Here is a 23,906-nt window from a genome sequence, read left to right on the forward strand (position 1 = left end):
GAATATCCGCTTTCGCGAAAGCGGAACAAACAACCTATTACTTCCCTTTTTTAATGCTCTGTATTTCTTCACGTAAACTATCCAAACCTTGTTTTAAAGAAATCATAGCCTCTTCTCCTTCATGCACATCGAGGTCAAAGCTGAGCTTAGAATTCACTTCCCAAAGCTCTTTAATCTCTACTACTGGTTGCTCGATAACTGGATATTCCCTATTTAAAGAAATTAAATTTACCGCTTCTGGAGATTCTGATTTGCGTAGTTTCTTCACAAGAACGCTATCTGCTGTAATAATTACATGAATGCGATTATCATTTGCCATGCGCACGCTTTCTACCGCTTTACCCATGACCCATTCATGAGGCTGTAAAACAGGTAACATACTATCTCCTTTTACTTGAAAGGCACGATAACTACCTTCTCTATACTGTGGCAAGGGTATATTAAAGGCAGGCAAATCGTTATACCAGTCTGTATCTTGTACATTGCTTGCATATCCAGCACTTGCTTTTATAGGTACCATGATCATGTTTTCACGATCGTTAGTGTCCATAGTAATAATTTTGGGCGCTGTACTCGTACTTGTTTCTAGGTACTTATTATAACTGTTACCATATAACCACAAAGGATTAACATTAAACTGTCGTAAAAGTTCTGTCACTATCTTACCAGTAATTTTCTTTTTACCACGTTCAATATCTGCTGTTGTACTACCTGCATCTAGCAAGTCTGCAAACTCACTTTGTGTCTTTCCTAGGTCTTCACGAACTTGTTTAAACCTTTTTGCTTCTGTTGAAATCTCTTGTGCCATAGAACAAATATAGGGTATTTAGGAATATTTCCAATTTTAACAGTGGAATTATTCCATAATATTGGAATTATTCCATATATTTGAATCGTTAATAGGAATTATTCTAGGAATATTTCCAAAATACTACAATTATGTGTGGAAGAGCAACGATAATTACACCAGCGGCAGATTTAGAAAAGCGTTTTAATGCTGCTTTTATAAAAGGTGCTGTACTTAATGAAAATGTGAACATAAGCGCAGGTAATAAAATACCTGTAATTACAAACGAGCAACCCAACCACATACAGATGTTTACCTTAGGATATACTCCTAAATGGGCACATAAACAGACGTATATGATTAATGCGCGTAGTGAAGGCGATTTGAATCCAGAGAATAATCCTCAGTATAAAGGAGCGATGGGTATTTTTAATAAGCCTATGTTTAAACATGCTGTAAAATCACAACGTTGTCTTGTTCTAGTAGATGCTTTTATAGAAGGACCTAAACAAGAGAAACTTAACAAACCTTATCTAGTTTACCCTAATCGCGACAGAGGCCCATTTGCTCTAGCAGGTATATATGATACATGGCAACATCCATTAACAGGAGAATTGCACCATACAGTAGCTATATTAACAAGTGCTGCAAATAGAATTACACAAAGAATAGAACACCATAGAGCACCAGTTATATTAAGTAGAGAAGATGAAGAAAAATGGCTTAATCCAGATATGTCAGTTGCAGAGCTTTCTAGAATGATGGAGCCTTTTGATTCTAAAGGATTTAATGCTTATCCTATATCTTCAAAAATAAAAAGTCCTGATGCAAACGGACTTGAATTATTAAAACCTACAGGAGATAAACTTTTCAAAGATTACGATCGCTGTTTATATGAACGTCTTAAATATGCCGAAGAAGATGATTATGTTATAAGAGAAGAACGTCTAGTAGAAGGAGACCAATTTGTTTTATTTTAAAATGATTACCGACATGAATATTGAACTTATTAAAACAGAGTTAGCACAAAGGGTAGAACAACTCGTAATCACAAGAAAGACAGGAAAAAAAGCTACTATGAAAGTAGTTCATAAAGTAAAAACCTGGTCTGATAAAGTTGCTGAAACCGAAGATCTTATCCATAAGGTATATCATACACTACATGAAGTACTACAACAAAATGGCATTCATTTTAAAAACGAAATTGAAAAAGAGACTTTTGTGGATTTTATGGAGCCTACCGTAAATGATCTAGTTATTAAAAACATGATCGATTAATTAAGTAGCAACGCATAAATAATAAACTGATTAACATACACCTCACAAGAAAAATCTTGTGAGGTTTTTTGACCCCTTGTTTTAAAAAATATAAGCACGATCAAAAAACCTATTCCTAACACAAAGGGATAACACCTTATGAGCGATAAACAAATCATGCATTTAGATCTGGATACTTTTTACGTTTCGGTAGAGAGAAAAATGGATTCACGACTAGAAAACCGACCATTACTAGTAGGTGGCACGAGTGATCGTGGTGTGGTAGCCGCATGCAGTTATGAGACTAGAGGTTATGGAGTGCATAGTGGTATGTCTATGAAACTTGCTAGACAACTATGTCCAGAAGCAGTAGTTATAAGAGGTAATGCAGGTACTTACTCAAAACACTCTGATGAAGTGACAGAAATTATCAAACAAGAAACTCCATTATTTGAAAAATCGAGCATCGACGAGTTCTATGCAGATCTCTCTGGAATGGATCGTTTTTATGGATGTTATAAACTAGCTACAGAATTGCGTAAGAAAGTAATAAAAGAAACAGGATTACCTATCTCCTTTGGTCTATCTACTAATAAAGTCGTTTCTAAAATAGCAACCGGCGAGGCAAAACCTAATAATCAATTAATGATTAATCATGGAGAAGAAAAAGGTTTCATGGCACCACTATCTGTAAAGAAAATACCACAAGTAGGTGATAAAACTTATCAAACATTGAGACATCTAGGTGTAAAACGCATACACACTATTCAAGAAATGCCAGAAGAGATGTTAACTAATGTACTGGGTAAAAACGGCAGCATAATATGGCGTCGTGCACAAGGTCTAGATAACCGACCTGTTGTTGCTTTTAACGAGCGTAAATCTATAAGTACAGAGCGCACATTTGATAGAGATACCATAGATATAAAGAAACTTAATTCTATCCTTATTGCTATGACAGAAAATTTGGCTTTCCAACTTAGACGTGGTGATAAATTAACTGGTTGTATAAATGTGAAGATTAAATATTCGGACTTTAATACTTATACAAAACAAATGCGCATTCCTTATTGCAGTGCAGACCATATACTTATACCACACATATTAGAACTCTTTGAAAAGCTTTACAACCGTAGACTCTTAATACGATTAATAGGAATTAGATTTTCACATATCGTAAATGGGCATTACCAAATCAACCTCTTTGATGATAATGAAACTGCAATAAACTTGTATACGGCTCTAGATAAAATAAGAGAAAAATATGGCGATAGAACTGTCATGAGAGCCGCCGGCATGGAAGCAAAAACCATAGGCAGAATGTTAAACCCTTTTAATGGACTACCGCCAGTTGTTCTTGCCCATCGCAAACAGTAGTATTAATTCTAATTGAAAAAAGCATCATTTGTACCTTAACAATCACACATATTATTCACTACGGTACGGCACATTTAATGAAGAAAACCTCATTGAACTTGCCTTAGAAAACGGCTTGAAAAAAATTGTGCTTACCGATATTAATAACACCAGTGCTTGTCTTAATTTCATCAGGTTATGTGCAAAACATAAACTAGAGGGAATAGTAGGGATCGATTTTAGAAACGATCACCAACAACTATACGTAGGTATAGCACGCAACAATGAAGGGTTTCAAGAATTAAACGAATTCCTATCTCTACATCTAGAAAATAAAACACCTTTTCCTGAACTAGCACCAGCATTTAATAATGCTTTTATTATTTACCCTTTTAACAAAGTGGTAGAAATGAATGGATCTCGCTTTCGCGAAAGCGAATACATAGGAATCTCCATCGCCGCATTACGCAAACTGCCATTTACCAAATATGTAAAAATGAAGGATAAACTGGTCGTAATGCAAACAGTTAGTTTTAGAAACAAAAGAGATTTTAATGCACATAGATTGCTGCGTTGTATAGATTTAAATATTTTATTGAGTCAGCTACCAGAATCGCAACAAGGTGATTTTGAAAATCAAATGATCCCTATACAGGAGATCAAAAAGACATTTGAAGACTATCCGTTTATTATTGAAAACACGACACTGTTATTAGATCAATGTCGTATTAGTTTTGAATTTGAAAATGCACAACTTAATGGAAATCAGCATATTTATTCTACTAGTAAACAAGCTGACTATAAGAAATTAAAACAACTGGCCTATAACGGAATTGAAAACAGGTACGGCGATAAAGAAGATAAAAGCGATGTAATTGAACGCATAGAAAAGGAAATAGGAATCGTAAAAAAGAAAGGCTTTGTCGCTTATTTTTTAATCAACTGGCGTATTTGTGAATATGCACGTAGCAAAGGTTATTTCTATGTAGGACGTGGTAGTGGAGCTAATAGTATTCTTGCTTATTTGCTACAAATAACTGAGGTAGACCCTATAGAATTAGACCTGTATTTTGAACGTTTTATCAATGATTATAGAACGAGTCCACCAGATTTTGACATTGATTTTTCCTGGGATGATCGAGAAGATATAACCAAATTTATTTTTGACGAATTTAAAAATGTCTCTTTACTAGCGACATACAACACCTTTCAATACCGAGCGGTTATTAGAGAACTAGGTAAAGTTTTTGGTCTACCACGAGCAGATATTGATATGCTTACTACAGGTAATTTTAAACCAGAGCGTCTAGATCAAATGCATGAGCTGGTCCTTAAGTACAGTCATTTAATAAAAGGCATGCCTAACTATACCAGCATACATGCCGGTGGTATTCTAATTACTGAAAAACCTGTTCATTATTACAGTGCGACCAGTTTACCGCCTAAGGGTTACCGCACCGTACAATTTGACATGCACATTGCAGAGGATGCTGGAATACACAAATTTGATATTCTCGCGCAACGTGGTCTAGGTAAAATACGTGACGCGATAGAAATAGTAAAGTACAATCAGCCAGGTGCGCAAATAGCAAACGTACATACCGACGTAAAAAAATTCATGAAAGATCCTGAGATCAACAACATGATCTCGCAAGCAAAATGTATAGGTTGTTTTTATATAGAATCTCCTGCTATGAGAATGCTATTGAGCAAACTAGCAACTAATGATTATATAGGACTAGTTGCAGCCAGTTCTGTGATACGACCTGGTGTTGCTCAAAGTGGTATGATGCGTGAGTTTATTTTACGCACGCGATATCCAGAAAAACGTAAAGAAGCACATCCTATCATGCAGGGAATCATGCCTGAAACTTATGGGATAATGGTTTATCAAGAAGATGTTATTAAAGTCGCGCATTATTATGCAAAACTAGACCTAGCCGAAGCTGATGTACTGCGTCGTGGGATGAGCGGTAAATACAGGTCACGAGAAGAGTTTCAAAAAGTAGAGAATAAGTATTTTAAAAACTGTTTTGATCTAGGGCATGATCCTGTACAGACTAAAGAAATATGGAATCAGATCAAGAGTTTTGCTGGATACGCTTTCGCGAAAGGTCACTCTGCATCCTACGCTGTAGAAAGTTATCAAAGCCTTTATTTAAAACGTTATTTCCCGCTAGAATACATGGTAGCAACATTAAATAATGGTGGTGGCTTTTACAGTCCAGAACTTTATGTACATGAAGCCAGAATGTGCGGTGCGGTTATAGAAGCACCATGTATTAACCATAGCAACATAGCAAATATTATTAAAGGTAAAAGTATCTATCTAGGTTACAGCTATCTTAAAGAACTAGAAAAGAAAACGATGATACGTCTTATAGAGGCGCGTCATTTAGATGGCTTATTTGTTTCTCTAGAAGATTTTATAAATCGTGTTCTCATAAGTATAGAGCAGCTATCTATTTTAATACGTATCGATGCTTTTAGATTTACCGGTATGGATCGATATGAGTTGTTATGGCAGGCGCATTATAAACTAGATAAATCACCTCAAAAATATATTCAGAATAAATTATTTGTTCCTGAACATAGAGCAGCTACCATACCGCAATTACACACCACTAGATTAGAACTAGCTTATGAACAGATTGAACTATTGGGTTTTCCCTTGTGCTCTCATTTTGATTTGTTAGTAGAAGAACCTACAAATAATTATGGTCTAGAAGACATGAAAAGCCACCATAACAAAATGATACTCATTTATGGTTATGTAGTTAACATTAAAACGACTCATACAGCAAAGGGCAAACGCATGCAGTTTGGTACATTTTTAGACTGTAACGGTAGGTTTTTTGATACAGTTATGTTTCCGCCAGTGGCTGCAAAAATCACCTTTCGCGGAAGCGGTATTTATAAAATATATGGTAAGGTCGTAGAAGAATTTGATTTCTATTCTATCGAAGTCCATGATATGCAAAAAGCAGACTACATTCAAGATCCACGATATGCAGAAGAAAACCCACAGACCATACAACGACTAGATAAACAATCTAGTCTACGTGACCGAAGAATGGGAAATAGCAATGGCTACCGCAAACAGGAATTACCACAAGAGAAAATGGAGATTCATCAACCTGGTGGGTCTAGAAAATCGAGAAAGTCTGGATAACAAACAAGATGTCAATCTGAGCTTGTCGAAGATGGTGTTAAAATAAGATCGAGAAAGTTATAAGCAGATTCCACTTCAAGTGCGGAATGACAAAAAAACATCCACCTGCGTGGACAATTAATATGAACTACGAGAGAATAAAAGAGAAACTAGAAATACTCGCCGATGCTGCAAAATATGACGTAAGCTGTAGCAGTAGTGGTAGTAAACGACAAAATAAGAACAAAGGATTAGGTGATTCTAGCGGTATGGGAATATGTCATACTTATACAGAAGATGGCCGCTGTGTATCGTTACTTAAAATTTTACTGACTAATGTATGCATTTTTGATTGCGCTTATTGTGTGACCAGAAAGTCTAATGATATAAAACGTGCTGCTTTTACTGTACAAGAAGTTGTTGACCTGACCATTAATTTTTACCGCCGCAACTATATAGAAGGATTGTTCTTGAGCTCTGGTATTTTTAAAAGTCCAGATGCCACTATGGAAAGACTCATACGTGTAGCTAAGAAACTAAGGGAAGAAGAAAACTTTAATGGCTACATACATTTAAAATCTATTCCTGGAGCTAGTGATGAGTTAATGCAAGAAGCAGGATTGTATGCAGACAGATTATCTGTAAACATTGAAATCCCAACTAAGGCTGGATTAAAATTACTCGCACCAGACAAAGACCACAAGGATTTTATCAAACCGATGAAGGCGGTTCAAAATTCTATTCAAATCTATAAATCAGAAAAGAAACTTATTAAAAGCACTCCTATTTATGCGCCTGCCGGTCAGAGCACACAAATGATAGTAGGTGCTACCGGAGAGAGTGATCGAGATATCATGTATAGCGCAAATTTTTTCTATGATAAATTCAAGATGAAACGTGTCTATTACTCTGGTTATATACCTGTGGCAAATGATTCTAGACTACCTGCCATAGGTACCGAAGTCCCTATGATGCGAGAGAACAGACTTTATCAAACGGACTGGCTACTACGCTTTTATGGTTTTAATGTAAAAGAGATTTTAAACGACACACATCAAAATCTAGATATGGATATAGACCCTAAATTATCGTGGGCATTGCGCAACCTAGATCAGTTTCCTGTAGATATTAATAAGGCAGATAAAAGAATGCTGGCGCGTGTACCAGGTATAGGAATGCGATCTGTAGGGAAGATTTTAAGTGCTAGACGTTTCAGGAAATTAAACTGGGAACATTTAAAAGCGATAGGTATTTCTATGAATAGGTCTAAGTATTTTATGACCTGTGACTCTCGTGAGTTTGAATCTAGAGATCTAACAAGTGCAAAGATTAAGAACCTAATCATGCTAGATTCTAGCAGCAAGTACCACAAGAACTTCAGTAATCAATTAAACTTATTCTCATGACCACAACCTTATTATATGATGGTAGTTTAAATGGTTTAATGACTGCCATTTTTACGATTTATGATCGTAAGATAAAACTACCTATTATAGCTCTAGATTCTCGAACACAGAACGACCTTTTTGAAGGGACAGAGCTGGTAATTACAGACCCTGATAAAGCACAACGTGTATGGAATCGGTTTAAATCTTTATGTAATTCTCGTGATTCTCATCAAGTGTACTGTGCTTTTTTAAGCGAAATTATAGGTATAGAAAATACTATTTATGAGTATTTAAAAATGACTTTTATCGATCAAAAAGCGCCTAGTGGTGATTATGCAAACACGACTGTTCTTAAACTATCACAAGCTGCAAAAATGGTAGGTCGTGAAAAGCACCGCATGGAGGCCTTTGTACGTTTTCACCTTATCGATGAAGAAACTTATTATGCTAATATAGAACCAGATTTTAATGTTTTACCCCTTATAATGAAGCATTTTAAAAATCGCTATGCCGACCAGAAATGGATCATATATGACCTAAAACGCAATTACGGAATTAGTTATGATCTTAAAACCGTTCAAGAAGTGCAAATTGATTTTAATAAAGCGCGAGGGCAACGTGGTATTTTAAACACGACTGTCTCTGGAAAAGATGATGAAATGACTGTAAAAGGTAGCTTTCGCGAAAGCGAGAACAACTACAAAGATCTCTGGAATCAATATTTTAAGAGTACCAATATAGAGTCTAGAAAAAATTTAAAACTACACCTACAACATGTTCCAAAAAGATACTGGAAGTATTTAAGTGAGAAAGTATAATTATATTAAAAAGAAGATTCCCTAAGAATAGAATTAACTCTATTCTTGGGGAATCTAAGTATTTGTACAGAATCTACTTGGTCTTAGTAGTGTCTGTTTCTGTTTTCTTTTTACCGAACAAGTTCTTAATTAAACCACCAGCGGCCTCTTTTACTTTGTCTTCAGTACTAGTAGAAACTGGCTTAGTTGTTCCGGTAGAATCTTTAGGCGTAGTGACTTTAGTAGAGTCGCTAGCCTTAGTACCGTTACCATTTATTAAATCTTTAATACCGGTTAAAGGATTGTTACCACTTATAATGTCGTTGACAGCGTTATTAACCGCATCTTCACCTTTGTCTTTTAGTTTTGCCTTTTGAATTTCTATAATCTGATTAGTTAAGTTTTTAACTGCAAGGTCTAGATTCAAATCAATTTTAGGACTTAAAAATGATCCAGAAAACTTAACCGGAATAGGCACATTTATCTTTTCTACATCTTCAGCTTGTAATTTAGAAAGTAGGCTCGCTCCTTCTTTACCTAAATACTTTGCTGGTACATCTAGCGCTAGTGTGTAATCCATCTCGTTAGTAAGGCTGTGTTTACCACTAGCGGTTGCTTTAATACCCTTAATGTTAAAGTCAAATGGAGACACTTGTACAGCACCGTCTTTAAAATTTAATTTTGTAGTAATATCAGATATATCAAATTTATCTAAATCAATAAAACTTATTTTATCGTCTAGTTTACCCAACAAAGGATTATTAGCCGCGTTGATATCCTTAGTCAATAACTGTGCAAAAGCATCTCCAGCGAGTGTGCTTAAAATAGGTGACAACTCATTATCTAACGATCCAGATAGAGTTATATCTGTATTGATTTTACCTTGTAATGATTTGAGAATAGGCACAAAAGACTTGAACATATCAAAGCCTTCAAAAGATTTTGCGATATCTAGATCTTTCATATCTAGTGCCATATTAAATACAGGTGTATCTCCCTTTGTACTTACCGAACCATTTACATCTATATTACCATCAAAAATATCGGTCTTTACATCGTTAAGAGTTAGCGTCTCATCACGCACTAATGCTATACCGCTTACATTTTTCAATTCTAGACCATCATACAAAACACGATTAGCCTGAAAGTCTAGATTTGCATCTAGAAAAGCTGGTATTTCAATAGCCTCTGTAGTAGTGGACGATGTAGAAGTTTGTGTTTGCTCAGTTGCTTTTTGTGCTGGCGCCACCTCTGTAGTAGTCATAAAATCTGACGCATCGAGTGTGTTAGATCGTACATTAAATGTTCCTTTAAGGTCTTGATCCTGCAACAAGAATCCTACTAGGTTATTAATAGTACCACTAGCTTTTAAATCTGTATTACCAGTTTGCGCGTCAAAATCTTCTAGTTTAATTCTAGAAGTGGTCATATCTATATTTGCCTTATTAATAATAAGAGGCTTAGTCATAGCGTCACCTTCGTACTTAAATTCTGTAAGACCGGCAGTACCCTTTGTACTGATGCGCTCATATCGTTCTTTCTCGATGCTTTCCATGTCAAACTTTGCTGCCATATCCAGCGCCAGTTTACCATCTAGTTTAATACCATCTGGAAGAGGAAATGCTTGTGCAAGGTTTTGAAAATCTAGATTTCCTTTTGCATTAACATCTACATTCATATTAGTAGTTAGATTTTTAATCATCGCGCTACCACTTATTCTATCACTACCTATATTAAATGAAGTTTGCGCCACATTAAAATAGGTATCATCTACATTACCTGTATCGTTTTTAAGCTGTGCATCTATATTTATATTAGTTACCGTTTTAGGTAAATCTGGATATTTAAAAGAAGCATTATTAGAACTGATCTTAATATCCATTTTAGGAATACGTGTATCATCTACCTCACCTTTTATAATACCGTTTACTGTAAAATCTCCAGTAGTTGTTATTCCATCTAGATTTTTACGATACGTTTCAGGAATTACTGCAAAGAAGTTTTTAAAGTCAGAAGATGGTGTGTCAAAACTTAAATCTACCATAGTATAAGCATCTTCTAGCTCTACAAAACCATCAAGTTTTAATTCTAGATCGTTTATAAATGCTTTGTTTTCTTGGAAAGAATACTTTTGATTTTCTAAATCCATAAGAATCTCTGCATCGAGTTTTACCTGCTGTCCAGATAAATAATCAACACCATCCATGGTATAGAAAACAAGTGCTTCTGTATAGGTATCTAATGTACTCTGTCCCAAAGAAAAATCTCCATTACCAGAATGATTCATTTGAGACATCGCAAACTTCATTTGCGTGCTCTTATCTTCATAAGTTAGTTCTGTATCTGTAAGCTCGTAATGTTTCAGATCAAAAGAGAATCCAGTACCTTCTTCTGTTGTTTGAGCCTCAGTAGTGACTGCAGCTGTGTCTTCCTTTGCAATATCCCAACTGGAATTACCTTCTTCATCTACCGTAAGACGACTCACTGCACCATTAACTATCAATTCATTAACATGAATAGGCTCACTAGCGTCATTAAATAAATCACCTATAGGCAAGTCTAGTTTCACCTCTCTACCATAGAATAAAGTATCTCCAGCAAATGGAGCTTTATTGATAATGGAAACACCTTCTATGTTTAATCGTGCATCGGGAAAAGCACTAAAAAGGCTCAAATCTACCTCGGCAAAATCAATTTGTGCATCCATAGATGCATTGAGTTTATCTTTAATAATTTGGGCTATTTGATCCTTAAAGAAAAATGGTGCTGCAACGATCAAAACGATAACTGCTAGCAACGTGACTCCTAATATTTTAAATAACTTCTTCATGATTTCTTTTTAATCAATTTTAATTTCTTCTCCTATTTCCAGTTTAAATAAACGTCTGAAAATGTAAACTCCACCATATAACAATGGTGTATCTATTAATGCAACCAGCATTTTAAACAAGAAACCAGCCGTTAATAATGGCCAGAATTGTTCCCATAACAATACCTCGTAGTAACATAACAATAATAACACGCTTAAAGTGTCAACAAACTGTGAAAATATGGTACTGAAGTTATTACGTAACCAGAGCATCTTACCACCAGTAAGTTTTTTCCAAAAATGATAAATCTGTATATCTACAAATTGAGCAAATAAATAAGCGGTCATACTCGCTATTACAGCAATAGTCGTAGCACCAAATACTTTATTAAAAACGGCATCTTGAATAGGGCTACCTTCTATAGCCGGTGCAACGTCTGCTACAGCAACTATTCCTAAACTAAATACAGATGCAAATATACCTGCTAGAACTAGATCATTTGCTTTACGACGTCCATAAATCTCACTAACTAAATCAGTTACCAGAAACGTAATAGGATATGGCAACAACCCTACTGAAATTTCAAAATTATAGAGCCCCATGGGATTCCAATGGAAGAATTTTTGAAAAATAAGATTAGAAACTACTAGCGAGCAAATAAATAATGCACCGAGCACTAAATAAATGCGATGAGCGAGTCGTAGTTTTTTACCAGTAAGTGTCTTCATAATTATGGTAAAAGTACTTCAACAGTGTGCTATTATTCCTTAATTTGCTGCAAAATTTAACGGTATCTCAACAAATCATAACCATAAGATATTCATTGCATTAGGTAGTAATCTAGGTAACAGAGCGCAGCACCTTATAAACGCTGTACGCCGTATAGAAATGCAATTAGGCCTTATCATTAAAGTCGCTAGCGTGTATGAAGTGCCTGCAGCAGGATTTACTGGTGGTGATTTTTTAAATACTTGTATACTGGTCCACAGTAATAAAACGGCCACACAGACCATAGAGGTTTTACAACAAATAGAGCGTGACATGGGCCGTGTACCACGTACTGGAGATGTTTATGAAGATCGAGTAATTGATCTAGATATAGCACTTTATGACGATCAGGTTATTGACACTCCACATTTACAGATACCGCACAGTAAAATGCAAGATCGCAATTTTGTAATGCAACCACTGGTAGATATTGCTGCAAAAATGGAACATCCTGTCTTGGGTAAAACCATGAAAGAAATTTCTAATGGTCTAGAGCAATTAGAAAATAAGGTGGTTGTTGAAATTCCGCTTTCGCGAAAGCGGTATCCTATCCAAGACCTTAACTTTATAGCCATCGAGGGAAATATAGGTAGTGGAAAAACCAGTCTCACACATAAAATATCAGAAGATTTTAATGCAAAACAAGTTCTAGAACGTTTTGCAGACAATCCTTTTTTACCTCTTTTCTATGAAGATAAAGAGCGTTATTCTTTCCCACTAGAAATGTCTTTTCTAGCCGATAGGTACCAGCAATTAAGCGATGATGTTGCGCAACAAGATCTTTTCAAAGAATTTACCGTTGCAGATTACTATGTAATTAAGTCACTTATTTTTAGTAAAATAACACTAGAAAAAGAAGAATACTCTTTATATAAACGCCTTTTTAATATGATGTATAAAGAACTGGTTAAGCCAGATTTATACATCTATCTCTATCAGACAGAGGATAGATTACTAGAGAATATTAAAAAACGCGGTCGTGACTACGAGAAGAATATAGAAGCCAGCTACCTCTCTCAAATACAGCAAGGCTATGCCGATTTTATAAGATCGCAGCAAGAGTTAAAAGTAAAGGTGATCGATGTAAGTGACCTAGATTTTGTAAATAATCAGGAGGATTATTTAAAGGTGCTGGAGTTGATTCTGGAGAGTTAGCGTTTACTAAATGATTGTTTCTTTAAAGACATTCACTTTCTAGTTGGTCATTTTGCTGCAGGTACGGAATAGCTTTAAAATTTTATCAATTTACTTAAAATTGATTTCTTACGGTTAGTTAGCATCGAGAACTGATTTAGACAATGCCCACACAAATAGTTGACATGTCAAATCTAAAAAAAGTCATAGGTATTAATTATATATTGAAAAAAAAAACCACCCTATTTCTAGAGCGGTTCAAGGAATTTTAGAACTTAATAAACTTTAAAGGAGTTTCACTCTCTTGAATCCATTCTTCATTTTGCTTTATGAAAATATGTAACACCGCACCTCTAGGATCTCTGGTAACTCTCAATGCCTTCAAGCCATCATACCTTATCAAATACTGAGGTACTAATGATAACCTTTCTATCTTATCACCCATAACTTTTCCTTGATTTATCAAAGCTTGATAATATTTGTAAACATTTTTAATGCTAGACGCGTCACTTCTTATTTCACCATTACTTTTGATAATACTATCTCTCCTTTCCTCGTCTTCTTTTATAGATGGATATTTTAACAAAACACTATTGTAATCTATAACTTCAATACCACAAATAGTACCTGAATAAGAATTTTTCTTCAACTTTTGTGATTGCATTTCATAAAACTCTTTATGTTTTATGAATTCAAAGTCAAATAAATCTTCAGGAGCGGTAGAGCTTTTTTTAAATTCAGGGTTAACTTGATCTATGAACAAATCAATCCAAAAAAAATAATCATCTCCAAAGTTCATGTATTTAGTATAACTCTTACTTTCTAGAGAACACTCATAATCTTCTCTAATTTGATTTGAAATAGAGTTTGCGTCGAATTGATAAGATTTCTTAGAGCTACACGACGTGATTAAGATAAATGTAATTAAATAAAAATATTTTTTTGTTATGATCATCACTATGGTAAGTTTCCTTTAATTAAATTTAAGTTAGTAAATACTGAAGCTGGTTCAAATTCTGCTAACATAACATTTAGGATATTTTGTGCTCTAACTTGATCTCTATTTACTAAATCTTGCCAAGCTGGAGTTAACGCTATACCAGAAACATTACTATGAGGAGTTAAGAAATCCCCTTGACTTAAACCTGCCCAAGCTAATTTGTCTAAATGGGGTTTTAAAGTTGTATCCGTAGAATCATAACCACCACCAGATGTGGTTGGGGTGATCGCCCAGTTGTAAACTGCAGTACTTAATAAGTTAAGGTAATTATCTGCCATAAATTCATATTGTAACTTTTAAAAATAATATTTTGATTAAATATATAATAGATACAATCACTCATCTCCTAACGGTGGATAACTAGTCATTGTTACAAAATCATATTTTTCACCTTCTTTTTTGAATAGTGTACCAATTGGAATGGTTCCACCATGATTGGTTGCAATGAATGCAAAATTTCCATAAAATAAAATACCCTCAATATGAAACATGATAATACCGTCATGATCTTCTTTTGAATCTATAAATTGTAGATTAGGTATAACAATTTTGTTTTGATCAAATTTTTTGGTTAACGTATGTACTTTTAACTCCTTCCAGTTTTTATAATTTAATACACTATCAGGAATATGAAACCGATAATATTGTTTAGCTCTAGATAATACTGTTTTCAATAAGTCTTCACTTATATTTTCTATAGAATTATCAAGATTATTCATATTATCGATGTACCCTACCTTACTTGTATTACTACTTTTTTTTGGCTTATAAACTTCATTTAAAAACTGATAGACTCTATCTTCATAAGCACTTGTTTCCTGACTTTGACACGAATTCAAATTAGCTAATAAAATTAGTATAAATATATATTTCATCATAAACAGGTTTTAGTTCCCAATAAAGGAAATTCAACATTAGGCCTAGATTCGCCTTCTTCAACAAAGTTTCTTGATATTATATTAGGCTGTTCTAAAGGGTCCAATTGAGCAAATGCATCACTAGCAAACATCGCACCAGACCATGCTAATCTTTGATATTCAATAGGTGGATGTTGAAACCCATCAGAATTTGCTAAAGATAATGCCATGGAATTAACAAACTGTTTTAGAATGATCTATCACTCATCTGCACTAGGTGGGTAAGAGGCAGATCCAGAATCTTTATATTTTCCATCTTTTAAAACGTATAGACGTGCAAAAAATAGAGAGTCGCCTAGTTTGTTAACTATTATAGCAAATTCTTCATAAAATAAAATAGTATTGATTTTGCTAAAAAAAGTATGCTGACTAACATCTTCTTTTTCAGGGTTTTTAAAATGAATATTACCGATTATTATTTTATCTGGATCAAATTTATTATTTGAAACCAAAGGTTGTTCTCTTTTCCAATTCTTTTTATCAAATAAAAGGGAAGGTTCTTTTTTAAAATGATATCTCTCGTTTGCATCATCCATTAACTCAATAAACAAATCTGATTCTAAAAATAATTCTGAACTACCCAAAGAGTGATTTATATCAAAATAAGCATCTTCGCTTACGTAAGGCGCTTTAGGGTTTCTAGCATACACATCGTTTAAGAGAACATAAACTTTTTCCTCGTAAGCAGTTATCTGTGTTTTGCATGAGTTACAAGCTAATAACAATATTATTAGATAAAAAAACTTCATTGTTAATTGCATGATTTAATTCCTAAAGGTGATACTGGTAAAGTATTTCTTGGATCTACCGATTCTATTTGATTCCTAGTTTCTATTGCAAATTGTTCATTTGGGTCGATCTGATCATAAGCATCACTTTCCCTTATAGCACCAGACTAAGCTAGTCATTGATAATCAGTACTAGTATGTTGAAATCCATCAGAGTTTGCTTATGATATTGCCATGGCATTAACAAATTGTTCTGCCATTAAAACATGTTGAGGATCGCTATAAATCATATCTAATCTAGACTTTGTAAATAATCAAAAACATTATTGAAGATATCGGAGAATTAAAATTATTCATCTCCTAATACTGGTTTACGATATGAAGTTACAAATTTCCAGCCATTATCAGTATTTCGATACATCGTGACAGAACCATAATCCTTGTTACCGTTAAATATGAGTCCGTAAGACTCATAATACATGATACCATTTGGAAAAATATAATTCATCGTTATATCAATTTGATCAGGGTTTTTGGGTTCTAAATTATTATGAATTTTAAACTCTTTTGATTCACAGTTACTAATTAAAATTGGTTTCCAGCAACTCTTTTGAAGAATTGAACAACATTCATTTTGAAAAATGAAATTTTCTTTCAACAGTTTTTCTAAATGCAGTAAAAATTCTTGGAATAAAATAGAATTTTGATCATGTACAAATTCTATCATTACAGGAATGTCATATTTTTTTTGTTTACGCTTTTCCGAAAGCGGTTCCAGATGATAATTAGTTCTAATTAGTGATTTAACCATATCAGCTTCAACGTTAGAAAGACAACAATCTTGTGCGATCATTAAAAACGGGATGCTACTAACTATAAATATTATATATTTCAACATGTTAATTACAATTATTTGTTCCTATTTTTGATAAAGTTGGAAATGGAGAGTTCAAACCAGCAACAATACCGCTTTCAGCTTGATCTCTTCTTTCCGAATCTGATTTAAAAACTGGATCTAAAAATATGTAAGCCTCACTATCTCTCATCCCACCAGACCAAGCCATTTTTTGATATTCAATACTAGGATGTTGAAATCCATCAGAGTTTGCTAAAGATAGTGCCATGGCATTAACAAACTGTTCTGCCATTAAAACATGTTGAGGATCACCATTTAAAACACCTAAATTAGATTGTAAAATTAAAGTATCTAATGACTCACCTAATTCACTATTGGGTACGTGTTGGATTACATACTGTAAATAGGCATGTACTAACTCATGAATTGCCGTTCTAGCTATAGCAAGATCGGTTGCACGATTAAGATAGTCAGCATTAAAAGTAATTATAGACATTTCTCCTGAAGTAGCTCTTCCTGTTTGAGCGTTTATTGGATTACCATTATCATTTACTAGATTTGGCTCGACATTTATTTTAACAGCATATCCTTCCTCATTATCAAATAAAGATAAAATATCTCCGGGCAAATTTAAAGCATTTAACAATGATTGATCAAGATTTGTAAAATCTAACGTATATCCATTTTGAGAAGGTTTAAAGTCATTAATTATATCTTTCAAACATTCTGGAACAGTTTCATCATAAATCGATTTATTTTCAAAATCCACCTCAGCACCTTCTTCACTTGCAATGGTTGCCTCTACAGCAAACCCTTGAGCTTCCAAAGAATTACGTTCTGATCTAATATAATTATTAATATCATTCCTTAATTCATTTTGTTCAAAGCTTTGAATAAACTCATAAACATCTGGATTATAATTACCTGAGCTGGGATCATTAAAGGAATCAAATAGAGACTGTGTATTATCAGAAACCTCATTTAAAGAAATAGGTAGTACAGGATTAGTTACTATTCTACAATCTCCGTTTGATAAACTTATACATGTGGTATCAAAATCTCCTACAAGATTATCATCTTCTGGGCTAGGAGTAACGATAGGTATGTTTTGATCACTACCTGGAGTACCAGATCCTCCTGGATTACCTCCTGGAAAACCTATTACCGGATCATTACCTGGTGGGCCAGTAACTGGTGTCCCTATACTTCCTCCACCACCAGAACTTGAACAAGGTTCATATATGATAATTATGACAGCTTCTTCTGCAGCACGAGGACCGTCAGCTAATGGGCAAGAAGAATCGCCGGGCACATGATGATCATTTCCTCCACAATTCCTTGCCTCTTGTAGTGTTACAGACGACACACAGCCACCATAACCACCTATCACAATACCTGTCTTAAGTTGAAAACTAGTAGTTATTTCTTGATAATTTATATATTCTGAAAAATCAAATGGTATTGAACCCATTCTTATATCTTGCTTCGATATATAATTAAGATCATAAGTAATTAGAAACGAAGTATAAGTTGAGTTCGTTTTTTTTGAAAACAACAAGTTTTTAAGCTTTGTAGTATCACTATCTAAGATTCCAAAAGTATAACTCTCATAATCTCCACTAGACACATAACTTATATGATCTTCGTCTATCCAGATATTATTCAAACTATCATAAACAGCTGACTTCAATTGTACAGATGGTATAAGTTGTTCTTTTGCCTTAGATAGAGCATCTTGAAGACCAATACGGTTTATAATATCTCTTTTATTAAGCTGAGCGGTTTCAAAAATCGCTTTTTGTGTTACTTCCTGTTGTTCTACATTAACAGAGTCTTCTTCACAGCTTATCAATGACAGACTTAGTGATAATAGCAAAAAACAGACAAATTCAGTCCATTTTGGTGTTTTGGTGTTTTGGTGTTTTGGTGTTCATATTAAAAAAACAGGTTAGTTATTTCAAAACTAAAGCAAATAGAATCAACAAACAATACCCCTTAATGGGTATAAAATGTTAATTTATCTAACAATCTAAAAGTAAAAACCGCCTTATTTCTAAGGCGGTTTTTATAAAAGCATGATACTTTTAAAATTTATAGATTGCGATAACATCAAGAGATTCCAGATAAATTTGGAACAACCATTCTCTTTAAATTAATTATTATCTCGCCAAATTTTCTGGAAAGACAATTACTAATCCATCTCTTTGCTACTTAATCTAGATCAAATTTAATCCCTTGAGCAAGAGGTAATTCTGTAGTATAATTGATCGTGTTGGTCTGTCTTCTCATGTAGACTTTCCATGCGTCAGATCCTGACTCACGTCCACCACCGGTATCTTTTTCACCACCGAAGGCTCCACCTATCTCAGCACCACTAGTACCTATGTTTACGTTTGCGATACCACAGTCAGATCCTCTTTGAGAAAGGAAGTGTTCTGCTTCTCTTAAATTATTAGTCATGATCGCACTTGATAATCCTTGTGCAACACCATTTTGTAAATCTAGTGCGTTTTCTACATCACCAGAATATTTTAATAAGTATAACACTGGAGCAAATGTCTCGTGTTGTACGATTTGCATGTCGTTAGTAGCCTCTGCAATAGCAGGTTTTACATAACAACCGCTTTCATAACCAGCACCAGAAAGCACACCACCTTCTACTAGTATTTTACCACCTTGTTTTACAACTTGCTCTAGAGCGTTATTATAACCAGCAACAGCATCTTTATCAATAATAGGCCCTACGTGATTATTCTCATCTAGTGGATTACCTATTTTAAGCTGTCCATAAGCAGCAACTACTGCGTCTTTTACTTTATCATACATAGATTCATGAATGATTAAACGACGTGTAGAAGTACAACGCTGTCCTGCAGTACCTACAGCACCAAAAACAGCACCTATAACAGTCATCTTAACATCTGCATCTGGAGTAACTATTATTGCATTGTTACCACCTAATTCTAATAATGATTTACCTAGACGCTCACCTACTTTACTAGCTACTATTCTACCCATGCGAGTAGAACCAGTTGCGCTAATAAGTGGCACACGCTTATCTGTAGTCATCATTTCTCCTACTTTGTAATCTCCATTTACTAGACAAGAGATTCCTTCTGGCAGGTTATTATTTTTAAGAACTGTCGCAATTATATTCTGACAGGCAACACCGCAAAGAGGTGTTTTCTCACTCGGTTTCCAGATACAAACATCTCCACTTATCCATGCAAGAGCTGTATTCCATGCCCAAACTGCCACTGGAAAGTTAAATGCACTTATAATACCTACTATCCCTAGTGGATGGTACTGCTCGTACATTCTATGTCCTGGACGCTCAGAATGCATCGTTAAACCGTGCAACTGACGAGAAAGACCTACTGCAAAATCACAGATGTCTATCATTTCTTGTACTTCTCCAAGACCTTCTTGATAAGATTTACCCATTTCATAAGAAACAAGTTTACCTAGAGGTTCTTTTAATCTTCTTAATTCTTCACCGAACTGACGTACGATCTCACCACGTAATGGTGCAGGCTTCATTCTCCAGTCTTTAAAAGCGGCTTGGGCACTAGCCACTACTTTCTCATAATCTTCTTGAGTTGTAGTAGTTACCTTACCTATTACCGCACCATCTACAGGAGATGAAGAAGTGATAGTAGCTCCATTACCGAAATGATGGTTACCAGTAGACGTACCGTGATTTGTTTCTTTGAGACCCAATTGCTCTAGAGCAACATCCATCCCAAAATCTTTTGCAAGTGTTGACATTGTATAGTTTTGGTTTAGTCCAGCTTATCAGCCAGTTTTTTAAATACCTTTTTAGGGTTTTTATTGTCGTATAAGATGCTGTAAACGGCATCTAGGATAGGAGTTTTAGCTCCTTTTTCTTCATTAATTTTAAAAGCACTTTTAGTGGCGTAATAACCTTCGGCCACCATGCTCATTTCCATTTGTGCACTTCTAACTGTATATCCTTTACCTAGCATATTACCGAATAAGCGATTGCGCGAAAAACCAGAATAACCTGTCACAAGTAAATCACCTAGGTAGGCACTATCGTTAATATTACGTTTCATCTTATGTACTTTTTTGATAAAACGTTTCATCTCACGTATGGCATTACTCATCAATACGCTTTGGAAATTATCTCCATAACCTAGACCGTGAGCAATTCCTGCTGCGATAGCATAGATATTTTTAAGCATTGCAGCATATTCCGTACCTATAATATCATCGCTTATTTTACATTTAATGTAGTCACTTTCTATTCTCTCAGCAAGAAATTTTGCCTTTACCTCGTCAGCACATGCGATAGTTAAATAAGAAAGTCTTTCTAGGGCAACTTCTTCTGCATGACATGGTCCTGTAAGAACACCTATGTTCTCAAATTCTATATCATAATGCTCATGAAAATGTTCTCCTACTATAAGTCCAGTTTCTGGAACAATTCCTTTAATAGCACTAAAGATGATTTTATCTTTAAGAGATACCGTTAGATTTTCTAATTCTTTATATACAAAAGCACTAGGCACTGCAAAGATGCAAAGGTCTGCCAGGCTTATAATTTCATTAATATCGCTAGAAAGATGCAATTGATCTACCTTAAACTCTACAGAGCTTAAATAGTTAGGGTTGTGATCATTGCGTTTTATGTGCTCGATAGCATAATCACTACGCATGTACCAGTAAACGGTATCGAGGTTTTCGCAAAGCATTTTTACTATGGCTGTCGCCCAGCTACCACCACCTATTACAGCAATTTTTTTGGTCTGATCCATATAATTTATTTGGAGATCAAAGATACCATTTTTTTAAAGCAATAAATTTATCAATATCGCATGCAAACAGCGCGATAACAAAGAATTTATTAATCTCTAAGACTTTGTGCTTCTTATTAAATAAAGACTTGCACAGTGACTTTTGATTTCTTTAATCTTATTATTTACAATTCATATTTATGACGTTTCCGCTTTCGCGAAAGCGAGAACAATTTCTATCTACTCTTCTATAGCTGGCACCGTGTCTTCTACATGCTCCACTATCCATTTGAGACAGTCCTCATAATCTTCAAAAACATGTTCCTTTCCTATTAAATCAGGAATTATATCTATAGTTTCTAATCTATATAAAGGCTGCTCTTGCACGGATACTAGCAACGGCTGGATTCCTTTTTGAATAAGATTTTGCAATACGTCTTCAAAAGCAAAAAGTCCTGATTGATCTATGAATGGTACTTTTTTCATACGTATAATAGCATGAGTAGCATATTTTGGAACATCTCTAGACATGGATTGAAAATCACTAGTATATCCAAAAAACATAGGTCCAAAAAGTTCTTTAATGAAAATCTCTTCTCTTAGTTTAATCGGTATGCGAGAATAGTCTGCATGATCTAGATTTTCAACATCAGACAGTTTCTTAATAGCAGACTTATGGTTATTAGAATCTCCCATTTTTTTCATGAAAATTAAACTAGCTATGACTAGCCCTATTCCCACTGCATAAACTAAGTCCCAAAAAACGGTGAGAATCAAGACAACAAACATGACGACAATATCACTTTTAGGAATAGATTTTAATACTTTAAGACCCTTATAATCCATAACACCTATACCTACGGTTATTAATATACCTGCAAGTACAGCGCTAGGAATATTCTCAGCAAAACCACCTAGAGCAACAACTATAATAAGTAACATCACAGCGGCTATCATACCTGACAGTCTAGTCTTACCGCCAGAATTAATGTTTACTACCGTACGTATGGTTGCTCCTGCGCCAGGAATACCACCAAAGAAAGCCGCTATACTATTACCTATTCCCTGACCTATGAGTTCTTTATTAGGGTTGTGTCTGGTTTTAGTCATATTATCTGCCACTACACTGGTAAGTAGAGAATCAATAGCGCCTAGAAAAGCTAGTGTGAGAGCAGTGAAAATGTATGGAGCGACGGTACCGAGATTAAAATCTGTTATTATAGCAAAATTAGGCATAGGTAAATCTGTCGGTATTTCTCCTATCTTACGCACATCTAGACCTATAAAATATACTGCGATAGAGACACCTAGAAGGGCTACTAATGTAGAAGGTATAGTAGTAGTTATACGTTTAAAGCCAAAAATTATAAATATGGTTAACAAGGTAAGCCCTAATTCTAACCAGTTGATTTTTTGAATGGCGGTAGGTAATGTTTTCAATGTTCCTAGAACTCCACTACTATCTTTTTTGGCCTGTGTTTTAGATTCTGCGAGAATTTGATCTGGCGTGATTTCTTTTGCTTTTTCAACTGTGGCTTCTAGGTTTTCTATTACGAGTAGTTTACCGTCTACTTGATCTTTAATTATATTTTGTAATACTACTTCTCTTGCGATTGGGTTGTACTTTTCTATAAACTGATCATCCTCGGCAGGGTAGTAACCTATAGCTGGTAAAATTTGTGTGATAAGAATAATCGCACCTATTCCTGTCATGAATCCAGAAACTACTGGATAAGGTATGTATTTGATGTATTTACCCAGTTTTAAAATCCCTAAAGAGACTTGCATGATACCGGCCATAATAAATACTGCTAGAATAGCTGGTAAAGCATTTGCTAGTTCACCTTCATAAACTTGTACTATTCCTGCGATGACTACCATACTAACAGCAGTCATAGGTGCGGTAGGTCCAGAAATTTGTGTGCTAGTACCACCGAATAATGATGCAAAAAAACCAATAAAAATAGCACCGTACAGGCCTGCAACTGCTCCCATACCGGACTGTACACCAAATGCAAGTGCCAGTGGTAATGCTACTACTCCTGCGGTTAAACCACCGAATAAATCTCCTTTAAGATGTTTAAACATATCTCTACTTTATTAAAATATACATATCAAATTGCTACAAGCAATAGATTAAAGTTACTGCAATAAATGTAAGATAGGAAAAGGTGTTTAAAGATTAGTAAAAGATTAAATT

General features: G+C 34.7%; 20 protein-coding genes. 7 read left to right on the forward strand and 13 right to left on the reverse strand.

Annotated features, from left to right (window positions below; genetic code table 11):
- Positions 1–37: 37 nt before the first annotated feature.
- Complete coding sequence (locus tag ACJJVN_RS11275; protein ID WP_104513996.1) at positions 38–808, reverse strand: helix-turn-helix transcriptional regulator; 771 nt, start codon at positions 806–808, stop codon at positions 38–40.
- 131 nt (positions 809–939) lie between these two features.
- Between ACJJVN_RS11275 and ACJJVN_RS11280 the strand changes: the two genes are divergently transcribed.
- The 6 genes from ACJJVN_RS11280 (at position 940) to ACJJVN_RS11305 (ending at position 8,757) form a co-directional block, all read left to right on the forward strand.
- Positions 940–1,767 carry an SOS response-associated peptidase gene (locus ACJJVN_RS11280; RefSeq protein WP_104513997.1) on the forward strand — a complete coding sequence of 276 codons (828 nt, stop codon included), beginning with the start codon at positions 940–942 and terminating at the stop codon, positions 1,765–1,767.
- Positions 1,768–1,780: 13 nt separating this feature from the next.
- On the forward strand, positions 1,781–2,065 hold the full coding sequence (locus ACJJVN_RS11285) for a hypothetical protein (protein ID WP_405378136.1): 285 nt from the start codon (positions 1,781–1,783) through the stop codon (positions 2,063–2,065).
- Positions 2,066–2,203: 138 nt separating this feature from the next.
- Positions 2,204–3,421 (forward strand): DNA polymerase IV, encoded by a 1,218-nt coding sequence (gene dinB, locus ACJJVN_RS11290; protein ID WP_405378137.1) that lies wholly within the window; start codon positions 2,204–2,206, stop codon positions 3,419–3,421.
- Between the two features lie 28 nt (positions 3,422–3,449).
- Positions 3,450–6,572, forward strand: a complete 3,123-nt coding sequence (locus ACJJVN_RS11295; protein WP_405378138.1) for a DNA polymerase III subunit alpha — start codon at positions 3,450–3,452, stop codon at positions 6,570–6,572.
- A gap of 122 nt (positions 6,573–6,694) precedes the next feature.
- A complete protein-coding gene (locus ACJJVN_RS11300; protein WP_405371251.1) occupies positions 6,695–7,957 on the forward strand; it encodes a putative DNA modification/repair radical SAM protein in 1,263 nt (420 codons plus the stop codon).
- Positions 7,954–8,757, forward strand: a complete 804-nt coding sequence (locus ACJJVN_RS11305) for a TIGR03915 family putative DNA repair protein (RefSeq protein WP_405370366.1) — start codon at positions 7,954–7,956, stop codon at positions 8,755–8,757. Before ACJJVN_RS11300 ends, ACJJVN_RS11305 begins: the two co-directional genes overlap by 4 nt.
- Before the next feature lie 73 nt (positions 8,758–8,830).
- Here the strand turns inward: ACJJVN_RS11305 and ACJJVN_RS11310 are convergent, their stop codons facing one another.
- A complete protein-coding gene (locus tag ACJJVN_RS11310) occupies positions 8,831–11,566 on the reverse strand; it encodes an AsmA-like C-terminal region-containing protein (RefSeq protein WP_405378139.1) in 2,736 nt (911 codons plus the stop codon).
- 9 nt (positions 11,567–11,575) lie between these two features.
- The gene (locus ACJJVN_RS11315) at positions 11,576–12,274 is read right to left on the reverse strand and encodes a queuosine precursor transporter (protein ID WP_405378140.1); all 699 of its coding nucleotides are present in this window, start codon (positions 12,272–12,274) and stop codon (positions 11,576–11,578) included.
- A 94-nt stretch (positions 12,275–12,368) separates the two neighbouring features.
- On the opposite strand from ACJJVN_RS11315, the gene folK reads away from it, so the two are divergent.
- On the forward strand, positions 12,369–13,469 hold the full coding sequence (gene folK / locus ACJJVN_RS11320) for a 2-amino-4-hydroxy-6-hydroxymethyldihydropteridine diphosphokinase (protein ID WP_405379252.1): 1,101 nt from the start codon (positions 12,369–12,371) through the stop codon (positions 13,467–13,469).
- A 247-nt stretch (positions 13,470–13,716) separates the two neighbouring features.
- Here the strand turns inward: folK and ACJJVN_RS11325 are convergent, their stop codons facing one another.
- The 10 genes from ACJJVN_RS11325 to ACJJVN_RS11370 form a co-directional block, all read right to left on the reverse strand.
- Complete coding sequence (locus ACJJVN_RS11325) at positions 13,717–14,403, reverse strand: hypothetical protein (RefSeq protein ID WP_405378142.1); 687 nt, start codon at positions 14,401–14,403, stop codon at positions 13,717–13,719.
- A 2-nt stretch (positions 14,404–14,405) separates the two neighbouring features.
- Complete coding sequence (locus ACJJVN_RS11330; protein WP_405378144.1) at positions 14,406–14,726, reverse strand: hypothetical protein; 321 nt, start codon at positions 14,724–14,726, stop codon at positions 14,406–14,408.
- A gap of 57 nt (positions 14,727–14,783) precedes the next feature.
- The gene (locus ACJJVN_RS11335) at positions 14,784–15,323 is read right to left on the reverse strand and encodes a hypothetical protein (RefSeq protein WP_405378146.1); all 540 of its coding nucleotides are present in this window, start codon (positions 15,321–15,323) and stop codon (positions 14,784–14,786) included.
- Complete coding sequence (locus ACJJVN_RS11340) at positions 15,323–15,535, reverse strand: hypothetical protein (protein WP_405378148.1); 213 nt, start codon at positions 15,533–15,535, stop codon at positions 15,323–15,325. Before ACJJVN_RS11340 ends, ACJJVN_RS11335 begins: the two co-directional genes overlap by 1 nt.
- 30 nt (positions 15,536–15,565) lie before the next feature.
- A complete protein-coding gene (locus ACJJVN_RS11345; protein WP_405378150.1) occupies positions 15,566–16,126 on the reverse strand; it encodes a hypothetical protein in 561 nt (186 codons plus the stop codon).
- 316 nt (positions 16,127–16,442) lie between these two features.
- A complete protein-coding gene (locus ACJJVN_RS11350; protein WP_405378152.1) occupies positions 16,443–16,946 on the reverse strand; it encodes a hypothetical protein in 504 nt (167 codons plus the stop codon).
- Positions 16,947–16,992: 46 nt separating this feature from the next.
- The gene (locus ACJJVN_RS11355; RefSeq protein ID WP_405378154.1) at positions 16,993–18,825 is read right to left on the reverse strand and encodes a hypothetical protein; all 1,833 of its coding nucleotides are present in this window, start codon (positions 18,823–18,825) and stop codon (positions 16,993–16,995) included.
- Between the two features lie 335 nt (positions 18,826–19,160).
- Positions 19,161–20,717, reverse strand: coding sequence for an aldehyde dehydrogenase family protein (locus ACJJVN_RS11360; protein WP_104514008.1), 1,557 nt, complete (start codon positions 20,715–20,717; stop codon positions 19,161–19,163).
- A 14-nt stretch (positions 20,718–20,731) separates the two neighbouring features.
- Positions 20,732–21,727 (reverse strand): NAD(P)H-dependent glycerol-3-phosphate dehydrogenase, encoded by a 996-nt coding sequence (locus ACJJVN_RS11365; protein ID WP_104514009.1) that lies wholly within the window; start codon positions 21,725–21,727, stop codon positions 20,732–20,734.
- A gap of 219 nt (positions 21,728–21,946) precedes the next feature.
- Positions 21,947–23,794, reverse strand: a complete 1,848-nt coding sequence (locus ACJJVN_RS11370) for a SulP family inorganic anion transporter (RefSeq protein ID WP_405378156.1) — start codon at positions 23,792–23,794, stop codon at positions 21,947–21,949.
- Positions 23,795–23,906 lie beyond the last annotated feature (112 nt).

Source organism: Nonlabens sp. Asnod3-A02 (assembly GCF_045063755.1).
GTDB lineage: Bacteria > Bacteroidota > Bacteroidia > Flavobacteriales > Flavobacteriaceae > Nonlabens > Nonlabens xylanidelens.

What these genes read in the sequence shown, in the direction of transcription:
- ACJJVN_RS11330 (WP_405378144.1), bottom strand. Translation starts at nt 14,726, where the DNA reads ATGGCAGATAATTACCTTAACTTATTAAGTACTGCAGTTTACAACTGG.
- ACJJVN_RS11360 (WP_104514008.1), bottom strand. Translation starts at nt 20,717, where the DNA reads ATGTCAACACTTGCAAAAGATTTTGGGATGGATGTTGCTCTAGAGCAA.
- ACJJVN_RS11350 (WP_405378152.1), bottom strand. Translation starts at nt 16,946, where the DNA reads ATGATCGCACAAGATTGTTGTCTTTCTAACGTTGAAGCTGATATGGTT.
- ACJJVN_RS11370 (WP_405378156.1), bottom strand. Translation starts at nt 23,794, where the DNA reads ATGTTTAAACATCTTAAAGGAGATTTATTCGGTGGTTTAACCGCAGGA.
- ACJJVN_RS11335 (WP_405378146.1), bottom strand. Translation starts at nt 15,323, where the DNA reads ATGAAATATATATTTATACTAATTTTATTAGCTAATTTGAATTCGTGT.
- ACJJVN_RS11345 (WP_405378150.1), bottom strand. Translation starts at nt 16,126, where the DNA reads ATGCAATTAACAATGAAGTTTTTTTATCTAATAATATTGTTATTAGCT.
- ACJJVN_RS11280 (WP_104513997.1), top strand. Translation starts at nt 940, where the DNA reads ATGTGTGGAAGAGCAACGATAATTACACCAGCGGCAGATTTAGAAAAG.
- ACJJVN_RS11315 (WP_405378140.1), bottom strand. Translation starts at nt 12,274, where the DNA reads ATGAAGACACTTACTGGTAAAAAACTACGACTCGCTCATCGCATTTAT.
- ACJJVN_RS11365 (WP_104514009.1), bottom strand. Translation starts at nt 21,727, where the DNA reads ATGGATCAGACCAAAAAAATTGCTGTAATAGGTGGTGGTAGCTGGGCG.
- dinB (WP_405378137.1), top strand. Translation starts at nt 2,204, where the DNA reads ATGAGCGATAAACAAATCATGCATTTAGATCTGGATACTTTTTACGTT.
- ACJJVN_RS11285 (WP_405378136.1), top strand. Translation starts at nt 1,781, where the DNA reads ATGAATATTGAACTTATTAAAACAGAGTTAGCACAAAGGGTAGAACAA.
- ACJJVN_RS11305 (WP_405370366.1), top strand. Translation starts at nt 7,954, where the DNA reads ATGACCACAACCTTATTATATGATGGTAGTTTAAATGGTTTAATGACT.
- ACJJVN_RS11275 (WP_104513996.1), bottom strand. Translation starts at nt 808, where the DNA reads ATGGCACAAGAGATTTCAACAGAAGCAAAAAGGTTTAAACAAGTTCGT.
- ACJJVN_RS11340 (WP_405378148.1), bottom strand. Translation starts at nt 15,535, where the DNA reads ATGGCATTATCTTTAGCAAATTCTGATGGGTTTCAACATCCACCTATT.
- ACJJVN_RS11310 (WP_405378139.1), bottom strand. Translation starts at nt 11,566, where the DNA reads ATGAAGAAGTTATTTAAAATATTAGGAGTCACGTTGCTAGCAGTTATC.
- ACJJVN_RS11300 (WP_405371251.1), top strand. Translation starts at nt 6,695, where the DNA reads ATGAACTACGAGAGAATAAAAGAGAAACTAGAAATACTCGCCGATGCT.
- ACJJVN_RS11325 (WP_405378142.1), bottom strand. Translation starts at nt 14,403, where the DNA reads ATGATCATAACAAAAAAATATTTTTATTTAATTACATTTATCTTAATC.